The following is a 15563-nucleotide window of genomic DNA, read 5'->3' as shown; positions in this document are numbered from 1 at the left end:
CCTGGGAACTGTCAGTTGTGGTCATTTTATGTGCGATGTGTAACCGCCTGTGCGATAAACAGGGGATGGATCATTTGCGTTACGTTATTGCGCTCTTATAATTCCCGCACTTTCAACAGGGCCATCCATGTGATTGTTAAACGTTCCGTTACTCAAAGCATCGCTAAGGCGCTCAGCGCCATTGTCCTGCTGTCGCTGCTCACCACCGGTCTCGCCTTAGTCACGCTGCTCAGCAGTCAGCGCGATGCGGAGGCGATCAATCTGGCGGGATCCCTGCGCATGCAGAGCTATCGCATGGCATGGGACGCCAGCCGTCAGCCACAAAATCTTGCGCATCACCTGACGCTCTATCAGCAAACGCTGGATGCCCCGGTGCTGCAAAAGCTGGATCGGCCCTGGGTACCACGCGAAGTCAGCGCTCGCTATCAGCGACTGCGCGCTGCATGGCCTTCCCTGCAGCAGCAGTTGCAGCAGGGTGATACCGTGGCATACCAGCAGCAGGTGCCGATCTACGTCGGTGAAATTGATCGCTTTGTACTGGGTTTGCAGCGCTATACCGAGCTGAAAATGCGTCTGGTGGCGGCCAGCAGCCTGGCAGGTGTCATTGCTATTGTCGTGCTGGCACTGATGACGATTCGCTTTACCCGGCTGCAGGTGGTGCGGCCACTTAATGCGCTGGTCACGGCCAGTCGCTACGTCGAAAGCGGCAACTTTGCTTTTCCGCCGCTGCACGTTGAGCAGCAGAATGAACTGCGGGTACTGTCGCATGCTTTCAGCGGCATGGCGGCGCGTCTGCATTCGCACTATCAACTACTGGAAAGTACGGTACGCGCGAAAACGGAAGACTTAACCCAGGCGAATCGCACGCTGTCACTGCTTTACGACAGCTCGCAGATGCTGACGGCCAGCCCGTTGCATCCGGCACTGTTTGAGGCAGTGTTAACCACTGTGCTGACGCGCGAAAAACTGACAGCGATCCGGCTGGACAGCGACCAGTTTCAGTTCTGCGCGGGGGATGCTCAGGCTGACGGTGAGTGGCAGCGTCTGCCGTTACAGCAGGACGATCAACAGATTGGCGAACTGCGCTGGCAGTCGGCTGGCGTTACGTATCCCAATGAGCTGATGCGCAGCCTGGCGGCGATGCTGGGACGGGCAATCTGGATCTGGCAGGCACAGCAGCAATATCAGCAGATGCTGCTGATTGAAGAGCGCGCCACCATTGCCCGGGAATTACATGACTCGCTGGCCCAGTCGCTCTCGTTTTTACGTATTCAGCTGACCCTGCTGCGCCGCACTGTGGATAAGGATGACAGCGCCGCCCACGCGATTATCGCTGACTTCGATCAGGCGCTGGCCGATGCCTACCGTCAGCTGCGTGAGCTGCTGACCACCTTCCGCCTGACCATTGAGCAGGCGGATCTGGTGGCGGCGATGCAGGCGATGATCGCCTCGTTGCAGGAAAAAAGCGGCGCAGAGATACACTTTAACTATCAGACCGGCCTGCAGAGTCTTGAGGCACAACAGCAGGTGCATGTGTTGCAGATTGCCCGTGAGGCGCTGCTGAATGCCATCCGTCACGCCAGCGCGCAGGTGATTCGGGTGGATTATCAGCACAGCGAACAAGGTGAGCACTTACTGACAATTACGGATGACGGGGTGGGAATGAACAGCACTGACGAACCCGCGGGCCATTACGGTCTGACGATTATGACAGAGCGTGCCCAGCGCCTGAGTGGCAATCTGACGATTCACACTCAGCAACGGGGCACCCGGGTCGAACTGCACTTTCCACCGCAACCGGCGCGCTCACTGACATAAAGCGCCCGACGTGATGTTAACTTATTCAGATAATCTATCGGTCTCAGCGCGCAGGCCAGCGGGTACGGACCCCTATGGTGCCAGCTCTGCTCTTCTGCCGCCGCCTGAAGCCGATGAAATGGAGAACCTATGCAACAGCCCGCATTAACATTGATGATTGTGGATGACCATCCGCTAATGCGCCGCGGTGTTCGTCAGCTGCTGGCGCTGGATCCCCGACTTGAGGTCATCGCAGAAGCCAACAACGGCACGGAAGCGCTGGCCGAGGCCCGCCGTCAGGAACCCGATATTATTCTGCTCGACCTGAATATGAAAGGTATGTCCGGGCTGGATACGCTGAAGGCGTTGCGCCATGAAGGGATCAGTTCACGCATTCTGGTCCTGACGGTCTCTGATGCCCGCAGTGATATCTTCGCCATGGTGGATGCGGGTGCCGATGGCTATCTGCTTAAGGACAGCGAGCCGGAAATCCTGCTGGGGCATATTCTGCAGGCATCGCAGGGTGAAAAGGTCTTCAGTGAAGGCGTGGCCCGTTATCTGGCTAATCGCCAGCACAGTGCCGATCCCCTGCGTCAGCTCACCGGGCGCGAGTGCGACGTGCTGCAGGAGGTGGCGCGCGGCCTGTCGAACAAAGAGATCGCGGCTATTCTGCACATTTCTGAAGAGACCGTAAAAGTGCATATCCGCAACCTGCTGCGTAAGCTGGATGTCCGCTCACGCGTCGCTGCCACGGTAATGTGGCTTGAAAGCCGCAAATAGCCAACGAATTTACATTTTCTCCTCAATTTCTCCACGATTTCCCCCGCTGCCGCACGTAGAGTAAATGGCGGCGGAAAATCGTGGCAAAAACCATCCGGTTTGTCGGCCAGTGCGCCCGTTGCCGGTGGGCCTGAACGCTTATGAAAGTCCCTGAGGAGTGTCGATTTAATGTCGAATTTCTTTATCGACCGTCCCATCTTTGCCTGGGTTCTGGCGATTCTGCTGTGCCTGTGCGGCACGCTTTCGATTATTTCGCTGCCTGTTGAACAGTATCCCGATCTGGCACCACCCAACGTGCGCATCACCGCCAACTACCCCGGCGCATCCGCCCAGACGCTGGAGAACACCGTTACTCAGGTTATCGAGCAGAACATGACCGGCATCGATAATCTGATGTACATGTCCTCGAACAGCAGCAACACGGGTCAGGCACAGATCACCCTCACCTTTACCGCCGGGACCAATCCCGATGAAGCCCGTCAGCAGGTTCAGAACCAGTTGCAGTCAGCGCTGCGCAAATTGCCGCAGGCGGTTCAGTCGCAGGGCGTGACGGTCAATAAAACCGGTGACAGCAATATTCTGATGGTCGCTTTCGTCTCAACCGACGGCAGTATGGATAAGCAGGATATTTCAGACTATGTCGCCAGTAATATTCAGGACCCGCTGAGCCGTATTGATGGTGTCGGCCAGGTAGACGCTTACGGCTCGCAATATGCGATGCGCATCTGGCTCGACCCTAACAAACTGATCGCCTACGCGCTGACCACCGACGATGTGGTCAGTGCAATTCAGTCGCAGAACACTCAGGTTGCCGTGGGTCAGGTCGGTGGTCTGCCATCCGTAGAGAAGCAGGCGCTGAACGCGACGGTGAATGCCCAGTCGATGCTGCAGACCCCCGGGCAGTTCCGGGCCATTACGCTGAAGAACAATCCCGACGGTTCTGTGGTGACGCTGGGTGATGTCGCCACCGTGGCGCTGGGCGCGGAGAAGTATGATTATCTGAGCCGCTATAACGGCCAGCCCGCGTCAGGCCTGGGCGTAAAACTTGCGTCCGGTGCCAACGAGATGAACACCGATAAGCTGGTCCGTGCACGTATAGAGGAGCTGTCGCACTACTTCCCGCACGGTCTGGAAGCGAAAATTGCCTATGAAACCTCGCCGTTCGTTAAAGCGTCGATCACCGATGTGGTGAAGACGCTGCTGGAGGCGATCGTGCTGGTCTTCGGCGTGATGTACCTGTTTATGCAGAACTTCCGTGCCACGTTAATCCCGACCATTGCCGTGCCGGTCGTGCTGTTCGGTACCTTCAGCGTGCTCTATGCCTGCGGGTTCAGTATCAATACCCTGACCATGTTTGCCATGGTGCTGGCGATAGGGCTGCTGGTAGACGATGCCATCGTCGTGGTGGAGAACGTCGAACGTATCATGCACGAAGAGGGGCTCTCGCCGCGTGCCGCCACGCGAAAATCGATGGGCCAGATTCAGGGCGCACTGGTTGGTATCGCGCTGGTGCTCTCTGCGGTGTTTGTGCCGATGGCATTTTTTGGCGGTACCGTCGGCGCGATTTACCGTCAGTTCTCCATCACCATTGTTTCGGCAATGGTGCTGTCGGTGCTGGTCGCGATGATCCTGACACCGGCGCTGTGTGCCACGTTGCTGAAACCCGTGGTGAAGGGCGAGCAGCCTGAGCGTCGCGGTTTCTTCGGCTGGTTCAATCGTCACTTCAATCGCAATGCTGACCGCTATCAGCGCGGCGTTGCAGGCATTCTGCGCAGGGGCGGTCGCTGGCTGCTGCTCTATCTCGGCATTATCGGCCTGATGGCGTTTCTGTTTCTGCGTCTGCCAACCTCGTTTCTGCCGCTGGAAGATCGCGGCGTCTTCCTGACTCAGGTTCAGCTTCCGGCGGGCGCAACGCTTGAGCAAACCGCCAGCGTGGTCGCGAAAGTTGAACACTATTATCTCACTGAGGAGAAGGCCAACGTGCTGTCGGTGTTCTCTACCATCGGGGCCGGCCCGGGCGGCAACGGGCAGAATGTGGCACGTCTGTTTGTGCGGCTGAAAGACTGGGAAGATCGGCCAGGTGCCGATCGCACCTCATTCACCATTATCGATCGTGCGACTCAGGCGTTTCAGAAAATTAAAGAGGGGCGGGTGATTGCCAGCAGTCCGCCCGCCATTACCGGCATGGGCAGCAGCTCCGGCTTTGACATGCAGCTACAGGATCACGCGGGTATCGGTCATACGCAACTGATGGCAATGCGCGACAAACTGCTGGAGATGGCGGGCAACGATAAGTCGCTATCGCGGGTACGGCACAATGGACTGGATGACAGCCCGCAGCTGCAGATTGATGTGGATGCACGTAAAGCGCAGGCGCTGGGCGTGTCGCTGGACACCATCAACGACACCCTGACTACCGCGTGGGGCTCCAGCTATGTGAATGACTTCCTGGATCGGGGGCGGGTAAAAAAGGTCTATGTGCAGGCCGCCGCTGAATTCCGCATGCTGCCGGACGACATCAACAAGTGGTACGTGCGCAACAGCAGCGGCAAAATGGTGCCCTTCTCCGCGTTTGCCACCAGCCGCTGGGAGACCGGTTCACCACGCCTTGAACGTTACAACGGCTATTCGTCGCTGGAGATTGTCGGCGAAGCGGCGAATGGCGTCAGCAGCGGTACGGCGATGGATGAAATGGAAAAGCTGGTCAATGCGCTGCCGCTGGGTGTCGGGTTCCAGTGGACCGGTGCTTCTTATCAGGAACGGCTCTCCGGCTCGCAGGCTCCAGCGCTTTATGCGATTTCGCTGCTGGTGGTGTTCCTCTGCCTGGCCGCGCTGTATGAGAGCTGGTCGATCCCGTTCTCGGTAATGCTGGTGGTGCCGCTGGGTGTGGTGGGCGCGCTTATCGCCACCTGGATGCGCGGGCTGGAGAATGATGTCTATTTCCAGGTTGGCCTGCTGACGGTCGTGGGGCTATCCGCCAAAAACGCCATCCTGATTGTTGAGTTTGCTAATGAGATTAACAGCAAAGGCCGTGAACTGGTGGAGTCCACGCTGGAGGCATCGCGTCAGCGTCTGCGGCCGATTCTGATGACCTCGCTGGCCTTTATTTTTGGGGTGCTGCCGATGGCAATCAGTAGCGGTGCAGGTTCCGGCAGCCAGCACGCCGTGGGAACCGGCGTGATGGGCGGGATGATCTCCGCCACGCTGCTGGCGATCTTTTTTGTGCCGCTGTTCTTTGTGCTGGTCCGCCGTCGCTTCCCGCTTAAAGAGAAACTGCACGACTAACGCTAAATAAAAAGCGGCCACTGAACTCAGTGGCCGCTTTATTTCTGTGTGTGGTAAGAATTCCAGCAAGTGGGAATGACCTGCTTTTTTCTGAGCGTATTACTTGTTGCGTAACATCGCTTCGATAAATTCTTTCCAGGTTCCCATTTCAGTGTCAATCATAATGCCCTCTCTTATTGTGCTGGCAATATTACGCGCTTTTTTTAAGCAGGTGAATACGTTTACACCTGTTATACCTATCGGCAAGCCTCACAAAAACATGAATCTTGCTGATTCTGGAAGCTGACGCACATTTCAGCAACTCCTTAACCTCATTGAAAATAATTTATTTTAAGCCCAGCGGTAGACTATTTTATCAACATGGCGAAATTCTTAAGCACGCATCGATAAGCAGGGTAATAATTGCCTGCGTAATTGATAGCGTTTACCCGAGGGGAAATTAAGAGACGGCGTGCAGGACACCCGGCCTGATTCCCGCGCCAGCGCGGATGCCGCAACCGATTACACTATGCTAAACTCGCGCTTTGGCTGCTTTTTTCAGCTTTCTCTTCTCACAGGACAATAAGGATCGGGCAATGAGCACGCAGTGGGTGATGTTCGGGATTAAAAATTGCGACACCATAAAAAAAGCCCGGCGCTTTTTGACAGATGCAGGTATTGATTATCACTTTCACGACTACCGTGCCGATGGCCTGAGCGATGCCCTGCTGCAGGAATTTATCGATGCGCTGGGCTATGAAGCCCTGATTAACACACGCGGCACGACCTGGCGTAAACTGCCCGAGGCTGATCGTGAAGCGGTTAACGATGCCAGCAGCGCCAGGGCGCTGATGCTGGCGCATCCCGCCATGATTAAGCGTCCGCTGTTGCGCACCCCGGATGGCTCCCTGCTCGCCGGTTTCAGCGAAGCCACCTATCAGAATGCTATTCAGGAGAAGTCATAATATGTTTTGCCCGGTCATTGAGCTGACGCAGCAGCTTATTCGTCGCCCCTCTCTCAGCCCCGATGATGCCGGATGTCAGGCTCTGCTGATCGCCCGTCTTGAAGCCATTGGCTTTAAGATTGAAACGATGAACATCGACGATACCCTGAATTTCTGGGCCACCCGTGGTGAAGGTGAAACGCTGGCGTTTGCCGGTCACACCGATGTGGTGCCGCCTGGCGATGCCAGTCGCTGGATCAACCCGCCATTTGAACCGACCATCCGCGATGGCATGCTGTTTGGCCGTGGCGCGGCTGATATGAAAGGCTCGCTGGCGGCCATGGTGGTGGCCGCCGAACGTTTTGTGGCGGTGCGTCCCCATCACCGGGGCCGCCTCGCCTTTATGATTACCTCTGATGAAGAGGCCAGTGGGACCAACGGCACGGTTAAAGTGGTTGAGCGGCTGATGGCGCGTCGCGAACGCCTGGACTATTGCCTGGTCGGCGAGCCTTCCAGCACGGAAGTCGTCGGTGACGTGGTGAAGAATGGCCGGCGCGGCTCAATTACCGCCAACCTGACGGTACACGGTGTGCAGGGCCACGTCGCCTATCCGCATCTGGCGGATAATCCGGTTCACCGGGCGATGCCTGCGCTGACTGAGCTGGTCGCGACGGAGTGGGATCAGGGAAATGAGTTCTTCCCGGCCACCAGCATGCAGATTGCAAATGTCCAGGCGGGCACCGGCAGCAACAATGTGATCCCCGGCGAGCTGTTTGTGCAGTTCAACTTCCGCTTCAGCACCGAACTCACCGATGAGATGATCCGTCAGCGGGTCGCAGAGTTGCTGGATCGTCATCAGCTGCGTTATACCATCGAGTGGAAACTTTCGGGGCAGCCCTTCCTGACCTCACGCGGTAAGCTGGTGGATGCCGTCGTGAAAGCTGTAGCGCACTATAATGAAATTAAGCCGCAGCTGCTGACCACGGGCGGCACCTCTGATGGCCGGTTTATAGCCCGGATGGGCGCGCAGGTGGTGGAGCTGGGGCCGGTGAATGCCACCATTCACAAAATCAATGAGTGTGTGAAAGCCTCCGACCTGCAGATGCTGAGCCGGATGTACCAGCGCATCATGGAACAACTGATCGCCTGACGGCGATGTTAAGGAGCATCAAATGGAATTTATTAAAGATTACTGGTGGATCCTGGTGATCCTGCTGATGGTTGGTGTGTTGATGAATGTTTATAAAGATCTGAAACGCATCGATCACAAAAAATTTATGGATAACAAACCTGACCTGCCACCGCATCGTGATTTCAACGATAAATGGGATGACGACGACAACTGGCCGAAGAAGAAGTAAATGAAAAAGCCCCTGCACTGCAGGGGCTTTTTTACATCATCACGATAACGTCATCGTCACCCGGTTTTGCGCCGCTTAACGCCTCATCAAAGTAGCGTTTTGGCACCGTATAGCGCAGATGATTCAGCGCCAGCTCCATGCTGCGGTGATCGATGGCATGCGCCAGATCGTCAACGATATCGAGTGTCACGTCGCCACCGCAGGCGGTCAGCCGCTGTTCCGCCTCCCGGGCATGGTGAAGCGGGATCTGTTCATCATAATCACCGTGGATCAGGTGAATCGTGGTGCGGGTAGTGGCCTTTTCCGGCAGGGTAATAAATCGGCCATTAAACACCACTGCGCGACCTGCCAGGTCCGGATGGGCTTTAACCCCTTCCAGCACCATACTGCCGCCCTGCGAAAAACCGATTAAGGCTGTCGCTTCCGGCCGCACGCCGCTCTTTTTCTGCCAGTGACGCACCGACGCAACAAACTGCGGCATTGCCGCATCAACCCGCTGCTGGATAGTCTGATCGTGCAGGTCAGTCTCGCCAAACCACTGACGAACCACGCCGGGTGAACCGACGGAAACCACCAGCGCGTCGGGAAAAGTTTTCGCAAACCAGTTGCCAATCTCACCCATTGAATCCGGGTTGTCGCCAACGCCGTGATAGAGCAGAAACAGCTGTGCGGTGGTGGCAGGCTGTTGAACGATTACATATTTCAGTGTCATGTTGACCTCCTGTGTTCACTCTACGCCGCCTGGCACAAAATGATATGGGGATAATTTGAACCAGCTGGTCGAATTATTTCAACGGCAGATGCAGCGCGTCAGCAGTAACGCCCAGGCTTTCGAGGGCTGAAGCCGCCTGCTGACGTAGCTTAGCTATCAGCGCTTTGCGGCCGCTTAAGCCCGCCTGCCGGGCCAGGTCGCTTAGCGCATCAGGTGCAGCAACCGCGGAGGCCAGCAGCGGTACGGAGACGGCACTGGACTCAACCAGGCGCTGCAATACCGGCAGGCTCGCCTCCAGTGGCCGCTGCGCCCAGGCGAAACCGATGGCCAGATGGTTATCCTGAGCGATCAATCCATCATCTGTGGTCTTATCAAACTGCAGTTCCAGCGCGATATGCTGTTGCAATCGCGGCCAGTCACGCGCCAGCTGTTCTGCTGCCCGGCGCGTCAGTGCCTCACCCGCAGCAGAACAGGGCAATATGGCCATCGCCGCGTAACAGCCGCTGCTGGCTTCGCGCTGACTGCCAATCCGCACCAGAGCAAAGCCACAGGCACGCCAGAACGCCCAGAGTGATTCAGTGTAGCCGAAGCTGACAGAGAGGTAGTCGTGATCGGCAGCCGCATTAACCGCCGCCGCAACAAGCTGCTGTCCGGTTCCCCGACGACGGCTCTCCGCCGCCACGGCAATCCGGCTGATGCGCTGCGAGCGCAGGGTTGCCGCCTCAGCCAGACCGGCGTGGGCTGCCAGCGACTGCGCAACCAGATTGCCGCGCGGTCGCCGGATGCCCGCCCAGACCGCCTGCGCCAGCTCAGGTTCAAGACCGCCCTCCTCCACCAGCCAGAGCGCGCCCTGTAACGCAGGTGCATTGCCCACCCGCCACAGCTGCATACCTGGTGCATCCAGCAGGCGGCGCAGATCAAGCGGCGACGTGCGATAGTGCGCGCTGGTGAGCAGACGGTAAGCGGCTTCAAGCGCGCTGAAATCGTGACGTTCAACACGATGCGGTGTTACCAGAGTATCAGGCGCACTGGCGCTGGCATCGTCAAACAGCAGCGCCTGATTCAGCCACTGCTCCAGCGGATCAAAACGCGACCAGCGTAGCGGCTCATCCAGTGTGAAATAGTGAACCCCGGTAAGCCCGGCGCAGAATTTAAGGATAAAGCCGCGCCCGCTGCCTTCATAGCCCTGAACGGTGGTGGTGAGCAATATGCGGGGATAGCGGCTGACCAGCGCCTGCAGCAGCGGGGCCGGGATCGCCGCGGCTTCATCCACAATCAGCCACTCCGCCGGTGGCGGCGTCTCCTGCGCCAGCAGTGCATCAGGTGCCATAAAGTGAAAATGCTCAGCGGCAAAAGCAGCCAGCACCTCTGTTGAGGCTTTGGCCGGTGCCGTCACCAGGCAATGTCTGTTTTGCCGGGCCAGCATTCCCGCCAGCGCCGATTTACCCCGTCCACGGGCAGCGGTCAGTACGGCGATACCCGAGGGCAGCGCGATCAGCTTATCGAGGATCGCCTGCTGCTGCTGTGGTGCCTGACAGTGCCACTGCGGCCAGTCCGGCTGCGCCGGAAAACGGCAGGGCTGATGCTGCCGCTCCAGCAGCACCTGGTCATCCGCCAGGATCAGCTGTTGCAGGTGGTGAACAAAATGAGGGGTTGAGATGGGTTCAGCGACGTCCGCCCAGCGCAGGCTGTCGCTGTCAGGCTGTTGCGGCCACGCTTGCCAGGGCGGCACCAGCAGCAGCAGCCAGCTACCGGCGGTCAGCGTACCGGCCAGCGCAGCGAAAGCCTCGGCATGAAAGCCCTGGCGTGCATCGAATATCGCATGATGGAACTCGCGTCCCAGCAGCGTGCGTACCGCGCCAGGCTGCCTGTGCAGAGCTGACTCGTCAGATGAATCAGAAAATAGTGGCGCCGGACTCAGCGCCAGCCAGTCGCCTGGCAGCGCTTCACGCCACGCCGCAGCCCGATCTAAGCACCAGGCCGGGTCGCCGCTGATGACTGCCAGACGACGCACACCGGCCTGTTGCATAAGCTGCGTTGGGTTCATCAGTTGCTGGCGAAGGTGTTGCACTGTCCTGGATCGCCACCATCAAACCCGCGCTTAAACCAGGTGTAGCGCTGCTCAGAAGTACCGTGGGTGAAGCTGTCCGGCACGACGCGGCCCTGACCTTTCTGCTGCAGACGGTCATCGCCAATCGCCTCAGCGGCATTCAGCGCTTCCTGCAGATCGCCTGCTTCAAGAACGTTTTCCTTCTGCATATAGTGTCCCCAGACACCCGCAAAACAGTCCGCCTGCAGTTCCATTTTGACGGAGAGCTGATTCACCTGCTTCTCGCTGGCACCCTGCTGCATTTCACGCACTTTCGGCTCAATGCCCAGCAGTTTCTGGACATGATGGCCAACTTCATGCGCGACGACGTAGCCCTGGGCGAAGTCACCGCCTGCACCCAGCTTAGTTTTCATCTCGTCATAGAAAGAGAGGTCGATGTAGACGGTCTGATCGGCAGGACAGTAGAACGGTCCCATCACAGACTGTCCGGTTCCGCAGCCGGTGCGGGTTGCACCGCGATACATCACCAGCTTCGGCGCCACATACTGTTTGTTCATCTGCTGGAACAGTTTGCCCCAGGTGTCTTCCGTTGTAGCCAGGATCACTTTCGTGAATTTCGCGGCCTCGTCATCATTGGCACTGACGCTGCGCTGTTGCTGCTGGCTGGTCGGTGCGACATCCCCCCCCGTCAGCAGTCCGGTCAGGTCATATCCGTAATAACCGGCGACTGCCACCACGATCAGCAATACGATACCGCCTTTGCCACGCGGCAGACGAATCTGGCGGCCTCCGCCACCTAAACCGGACGATTGATCGCGACGGTCCTCTACATTGTCGCTTTCGCGACGCCCTTGCCAGCGCATGCTGTATTCCCTCAGTCATTTTTCAGATGGCATGATTTTAGTTGTGTGACGGGGCAATCACCAGCTTTACCCTGAAATGAAAAAAGGAGAGCCGGGGCTCTCCTTGTTCTGTGTGCTTTCTTTCTGCGCTGCAGGCAAACTCAGTCGAGTTTCACACCAAGCCGCTGTGCCACGGCTTCATAGGCTTCAACCACGCCGCCAAGGCTCTGACGGAAACGGTCTTTGTCCATTTTATCCAGCGTCTCTTTATCCCACAGGCGTGCACCGTCTGGCGAAAACTCATCGCCCAGCGTCACTTCGCCGTTAAACAGACCAAATTCCAGTTTGAAGTCGACCAGAATCAGGCCCGCATCGTCGAACAGTTTGCTCAGCACCTCGTTGGCTTTAAAGGTCAGCTCCTGCATCCGCGCCAGGTTCTGTTTGCTGACCCAGCCAAAGGTTTCGCAGTAAGATTCGTTGACCATTGGGTCGTGTTTTGCATCATCTTTCAGGAAAAGATCAAACAGCGGCGGATTGAGCACAATGCCCTCTTCCACGCCCAGACGCTTTACCAGCGAGCCTGCGGCACGGTTACGCACCACGCACTCAACCGGCACCATCTCCAGCTTCTTCACCAGCGCTTCGGTATCGGACAGCAGCGCTTCCATCTGGGTCGGGATACCTGCTTCCTGCAATTTGGTCATAATGAAGTGGTTAAACTTGTTGTTAACCATTCCTTTGCGATCAAACTGCTCGATTCGGGCACCATCACCTGCTGACGTATCGTTGCGGAATTCGAGTATCAGCAGATCCGGGTTATCGGTGCTATATACAGTTTTCGCTTTACCGCGATACAACTCAGCTCGCTTTTGCATCTTGTTCACTCCAGACTTGAAATAACGGGTGTTCAGCGACCAGTGCCGCTGCGGCGATTGCCTTGACGCAATCGTTTACTTCGCCGCGCGCTAGTATGCCAAAAACAAAATAAAAAGGCCGGAGAATCTCCGGCCTGAGGCAACTTTATTTGTTCAGCGCCGCCTGGAACACGGCCACCAGCGCATCGTTCTGCGACTGGGTCAGCACATGCCCTTTCGGGTCGATGAATTGCAGGCTGGTGCGGTTGTCGAGATCGCCGACCTGCACTTTGTAATCACCGTTTGGTAATTCCGGATCTTTTGCACCCACTGAATCCCAGTCGCTGCTGCCCGGTGACTTGTAAGTCACCTTCATGCTGCCGGTTGAGCGGGTGGTATCGGTCACTTCCATTCCAACGCGTTTCATCGCATCTGGTAAACGCTGCCATGCCACATTGTATGGCGTACGCAGAATCAGCATGGGCAGACCGGTGTCATCTGCGCCGCTCTGCACATCAATAGCACCACTTACCAGACCTGATGCCGCGTTTTCACTGGCGGTATCAATTTTGTCCAGACCGCTGCTGATTTCATTCATCATCTGCGCGGTGTAACGCTGGATCTGCACAGGCGACGTAATGGTTTTACCATCCTGCTGCAGCTCCAGCAGGCGCACGGTAAGCTGCTGCTGATAGCTCTGCGACTGCACGCTGATCTGATAGCGGCCACGATACTGCTGATCTTCATCAGCACGGTTCCACTGCACCCAGTCGGTCGTCAGCTGCTGACCGGCATCGTTACGTGAAGCAATCGGGAATTTGTTTGACTCAACGACGTTAACGACCCGTGACCAGACTGAACCGCGGCTGTTGTCGATCATCAGCGCACCGGTATTGTTGCTGAACTGCGCGCGGGTCCCGTTCATCAGCGCCAGCGGCTGGGCTGGCGGACGGATGTCGAGCTGCTTGCCGGTTGGTGCCTGGCTGCTGGTGCGCGGCACATCATAGTCACCACGCTGAACCGGCAGGATCATACCGGCTGGTGCTTTCAGTTCACTTAACTGGCTGGCTTCAAGATAAGATTCGTCACCGCTGACCTGGCGCTTATAACGCTGATCGCTTGAACAGGCCGACAACAGCATCAGAGTAGAAAGCCCGACTACTGTGGCTACTGTTGACCGCTTTACTGAGTAATTCATTCAAACTCCCTAAATTATCGCAAACCCGCTTTCACCAGCGCCTGCTCCACTTTCGGCTGGCCGGCTGCAGTCAGTGGCGTCATTGGCAGACGCAGCGTGTCGTTAGCGATTAATCCTAGCTGTTTCGCAGCCCATTTCACCGGGATAGGATTGGGTTCACAGAAAAGCGTCTGGTGCAGGTGCATCAGACGCTGATTCAGGCGGCGTGCCTCAACGAAATTGCCCTGCTGTGCGAGTTGACACAGCTCGACCATCTCACGTGCAGCCACATTTGCGGTCACCGAAATGACGCCTTTGCCGCCCAGTTGCATAAAGTCCAGCGCAGTCGCGTCATCGCCACTCACCAGAATAAAGTCTTCATTAACCAGCTCTTGGATCTGACTAACCCGCGATAAGTTCCCGGTTGCCTCTTTGATTCCGATAATATTTTTAATTTCGGCCAGGCGGGCAACGGTTTCCGGCAGCATGTCACAACCGGTACGCGAGGGAACGTTATACAGCATCTGCGGCAGGCTGGTGCTATTCGCAATCGCTTTAAAGTGCTGGAACAGCCCTTCCTGCGTCGGACGATTGTAATAAGGCGTCACGGTCAGGCAACCCACTACGCCGGAATTTTCAAAACGCTTCGTCAGAGAGATGCCTTCAGCGGTGGCATTTGCACCGGTTCCGGCAATCACCGGAATACGGCCATCGGCCAGTTCCAGGGTCAGCATCACCACATCACCATGTTCTTCATGGCTCAGGGTTGCAGATTCGCCTGTGGTGCCGACGGAAACGATCGCCGCGGTGCCGCTGGCGACGTGATAATCAATCAGTTTTTTCAGACTCAACCGGCAGACATTACCGCTGTCATCCATTGGCGTAACGAGTGCAACAATACTTCCCGTAAACATTGGCGATCCCCTCGACAAACAAGTGCTTCATGGTACGTTTTACACTTAGGGAAAAGCAAGCAAGCCACGCCATTCCCGCGCTTGTCAGCAGTTTTTTTTATGTTTACCTTATGGTTATTAGCGAAAGCAGAGGAAAAGCCATTTTGCCGCAATCTCAGCCCCATCATCTGGTGATCACCGCGCTCGGTGTTGATCGGCCGGGTATCGTCAATACGATTACCCGACACGTCAGCAGCTGCGGTTGCAATATTGAAGATAGCCGTCTTGCCATGCTTGGGGATGAGTTCACCTTTATCATGCTGCTGTCGGGCAGCTGGAACGCAATTACGCTGATTGAATCGACGCTGCCGCTGAAAGGCGCAGAGCTGGAGCTGCTTATCGTCATGAAGCGCACCAACGCCGGGGTTCGTCCGCCGATGCCCGATACCGCGTTCATTCAGGTGGAAGTGGCCGACTCGCCGCATATTATTGAACGCTTTACCGATCTTATTGATAAGCATCAGATGAATGTGGCCGAACTGGTGTCGCGTATCACACCCGCGCAACACAATTTGCCACCAACGCTCTATATTCAAATGACCGCCCACAGTCCAACACGAACCAGTGGCACCACTTTTGAGCAGGCTTTTAATACCCTGTGTCAGGAGCTGAATGCGCAGGGAACGCTGCGTCTCTACAGTGTGTCTGACGCCGACAGCAGCGAATCTGTCAGCGCGGTACGCTAAGCTTTAGTTAATAAACCGGAGCTATTTCTCCACATGCCTGACGCGTGATCGGCTATGTGGTGAAATCCCCCCTGATGGTAATGTTCCCTCTGGTCGTTTCGGCCCGGATGGTGTATTACCCACAGCCTGAATAAGAAAATGGA

At 56.8% G+C, this 15563-nt stretch carries 14 protein-coding genes; 7 read left to right on the top strand and 7 right to left on the bottom strand.

Translation table 11 applies throughout. From position 1 onward, the window contains the following. Nucleotides 1-129: 129 nt before the first annotated feature. The 3 genes from narQ to acrD all read left to right on the top strand — a co-directional run bounded on the left by narQ (nt 130) and on the right by acrD (nt 5862). Nucleotides 130-1818, top strand: coding sequence for a nitrate/nitrite two-component system sensor histidine kinase NarQ (gene narQ, locus K6R05_RS05400; protein WP_222925148.1), 1689 nt, complete (start codon nt 130-132; stop codon nt 1816-1818). A 129-nt stretch (nt 1819-1947) separates the two neighbouring features. After that, complete coding sequence (locus K6R05_RS05395; protein WP_161736419.1) at nt 1948-2577, top strand: response regulator; 630 nt, start codon at nt 1948-1950, stop codon at nt 2575-2577. Nucleotides 2578-2745: 168 nt separating this feature from the next. Beyond that, nucleotides 2746-5862, top strand: coding sequence for a multidrug efflux RND transporter permease AcrD (gene acrD / locus K6R05_RS05390; RefSeq protein WP_222925147.1), 3117 nt, complete (start codon nt 2746-2748; stop codon nt 5860-5862). 99 nt (nt 5863-5961) lie between these two features. Here the strand turns inward: acrD and K6R05_RS22485 are convergent, their stop codons facing one another. After that, nucleotides 5962-6009 carry a hypothetical protein gene (locus K6R05_RS22485; RefSeq protein WP_488262409.1) on the bottom strand — a complete coding sequence of 16 codons (48 nt, stop codon included), beginning with the start codon at nt 6007-6009 and terminating at the stop codon, nt 5962-5964. Nucleotides 6010-6437: 428 nt separating this feature from the next. On the opposite strand from K6R05_RS22485, the gene K6R05_RS05385 reads away from it, so the two are divergent. From K6R05_RS05385 to K6R05_RS05375, 3 genes are read left to right on the top strand one after another with little or no spacing between them, the layout of a single operon-like run. Further along, nucleotides 6438-6806, top strand: coding sequence for an ArsC family reductase (locus tag K6R05_RS05385; RefSeq protein WP_161736417.1), 369 nt, complete (start codon nt 6438-6440; stop codon nt 6804-6806). A gap of 1 nt (nt 6807) precedes the next feature. Beyond that, a complete protein-coding gene (gene dapE, locus K6R05_RS05380; protein ID WP_161736416.1) occupies nt 6808-7935 on the top strand; it encodes a succinyl-diaminopimelate desuccinylase in 1128 nt (375 codons plus the stop codon). A gap of 22 nt (nt 7936-7957) precedes the next feature. Then, the gene (locus K6R05_RS05375) at nt 7958-8146 is read left to right on the top strand and encodes a YpfN family protein (RefSeq protein ID WP_003848800.1); all 189 of its coding nucleotides are present in this window, start codon (nt 7958-7960) and stop codon (nt 8144-8146) included. A gap of 31 nt (nt 8147-8177) precedes the next feature. On the opposite strand, the gene ypfH is transcribed toward K6R05_RS05375, so the two are convergent. The 6 genes from ypfH to dapA form a co-directional block, all read right to left on the bottom strand. Beyond that, entirely contained in the window at nt 8178-8858 is a 681-nt protein-coding gene (gene ypfH, locus K6R05_RS05370) for an esterase (RefSeq protein WP_161736415.1), read from the bottom strand. A 73-nt stretch (nt 8859-8931) separates the two neighbouring features. Beyond that, the gene (locus K6R05_RS05365) at nt 8932-10905 is read right to left on the bottom strand and encodes a tRNA(Met) cytidine acetyltransferase TmcA (protein WP_222925459.1); all 1974 of its coding nucleotides are present in this window, start codon (nt 10903-10905) and stop codon (nt 8932-8934) included. After that, nucleotides 10905-11771: a KPN_02809 family neutral zinc metallopeptidase gene (gene ypfJ, locus K6R05_RS05360; protein WP_161736414.1), complete on the bottom strand. Its 867-nt coding sequence runs from the start codon at nt 11769-11771 to the stop codon at nt 10905-10907. Before ypfJ ends, K6R05_RS05365 begins: the two co-directional genes overlap by 1 nt. Nucleotides 11772-11911: 140 nt before the next feature. Next, complete coding sequence (purC, locus tag K6R05_RS05355) at nt 11912-12625, bottom strand: phosphoribosylaminoimidazolesuccinocarboxamide synthase (protein ID WP_010260002.1); 714 nt, start codon at nt 12623-12625, stop codon at nt 11912-11914. Between the two features lie 145 nt (nt 12626-12770). Beyond that, on the bottom strand, nt 12771-13802 hold the full coding sequence (gene bamC, locus K6R05_RS05350) for an outer membrane protein assembly factor BamC (RefSeq protein ID WP_222925146.1): 1032 nt from the start codon (nt 13800-13802) through the stop codon (nt 12771-12773). A gap of 14 nt (nt 13803-13816) precedes the next feature. Continuing rightward, on the bottom strand, nt 13817-14695 hold the full coding sequence (gene dapA, locus K6R05_RS05345) for a 4-hydroxy-tetrahydrodipicolinate synthase (RefSeq protein WP_161736412.1): 879 nt from the start codon (nt 14693-14695) through the stop codon (nt 13817-13819). A gap of 143 nt (nt 14696-14838) precedes the next feature. On the opposite strand from dapA, the gene K6R05_RS05340 reads away from it, so the two are divergent. Then, nucleotides 14839-15420 (top strand): glycine cleavage system transcriptional repressor, encoded by a 582-nt coding sequence (locus K6R05_RS05340; protein WP_150012539.1) that lies wholly within the window; start codon nt 14839-14841, stop codon nt 15418-15420. The last annotated feature ends 143 nt before the right edge of the window (nt 15421-15563 follow it).

Source organism: Pantoea alfalfae (assembly GCF_019880205.1).
Taxonomy (GTDB): domain Bacteria; phylum Pseudomonadota; class Gammaproteobacteria; order Enterobacterales; family Enterobacteriaceae; genus Pantoea; species Pantoea alfalfae.
The sequence above is the reverse complement of the archived record's forward strand: the minus strand, read 5'-3'. Positions and strand labels throughout refer to the sequence as shown.

Bases quoted from the DNA above. Each gene is read 5' to 3' on its own strand.
- acrD (WP_222925147.1), top strand. From the start codon at position 2,746: ATGTCGAATTTCTTTATCGACCGTCCCATCTTTGCCTGGGTTCTGGCG.
- purC (WP_010260002.1), bottom strand. From the start codon at position 12,625: ATGCAAAAGCGAGCTGAGTTGTATCGCGGTAAAGCGAAAACTGTATAT.
- K6R05_RS05385 (WP_161736417.1), top strand. From the start codon at position 6,438: ATGAGCACGCAGTGGGTGATGTTCGGGATTAAAAATTGCGACACCATA.
- bamC (WP_222925146.1), bottom strand. From the start codon at position 13,802: ATGAATTACTCAGTAAAGCGGTCAACAGTAGCCACAGTAGTCGGGCTT.
- K6R05_RS05395 (WP_161736419.1), top strand. From the start codon at position 1,948: ATGCAACAGCCCGCATTAACATTGATGATTGTGGATGACCATCCGCTA.
- ypfH (WP_161736415.1), bottom strand. From the start codon at position 8,858: ATGACACTGAAATATGTAATCGTTCAACAGCCTGCCACCACCGCACAG.
- K6R05_RS05375 (WP_003848800.1), top strand. From the start codon at position 7,958: ATGGAATTTATTAAAGATTACTGGTGGATCCTGGTGATCCTGCTGATG.
- ypfJ (WP_161736414.1), bottom strand. From the start codon at position 11,771: ATGCGCTGGCAAGGGCGTCGCGAAAGCGACAATGTAGAGGACCGTCGC.
- dapA (WP_161736412.1), bottom strand. From the start codon at position 14,695: ATGTTTACGGGAAGTATTGTTGCACTCGTTACGCCAATGGATGACAGC.
- dapE (WP_161736416.1), top strand. From the start codon at position 6,808: ATGTTTTGCCCGGTCATTGAGCTGACGCAGCAGCTTATTCGTCGCCCC.
- K6R05_RS05365 (WP_222925459.1), bottom strand. From the start codon at position 10,905: ATGAACCCAACGCAGCTTATGCAACAGGCCGGTGTGCGTCGTCTGGCA.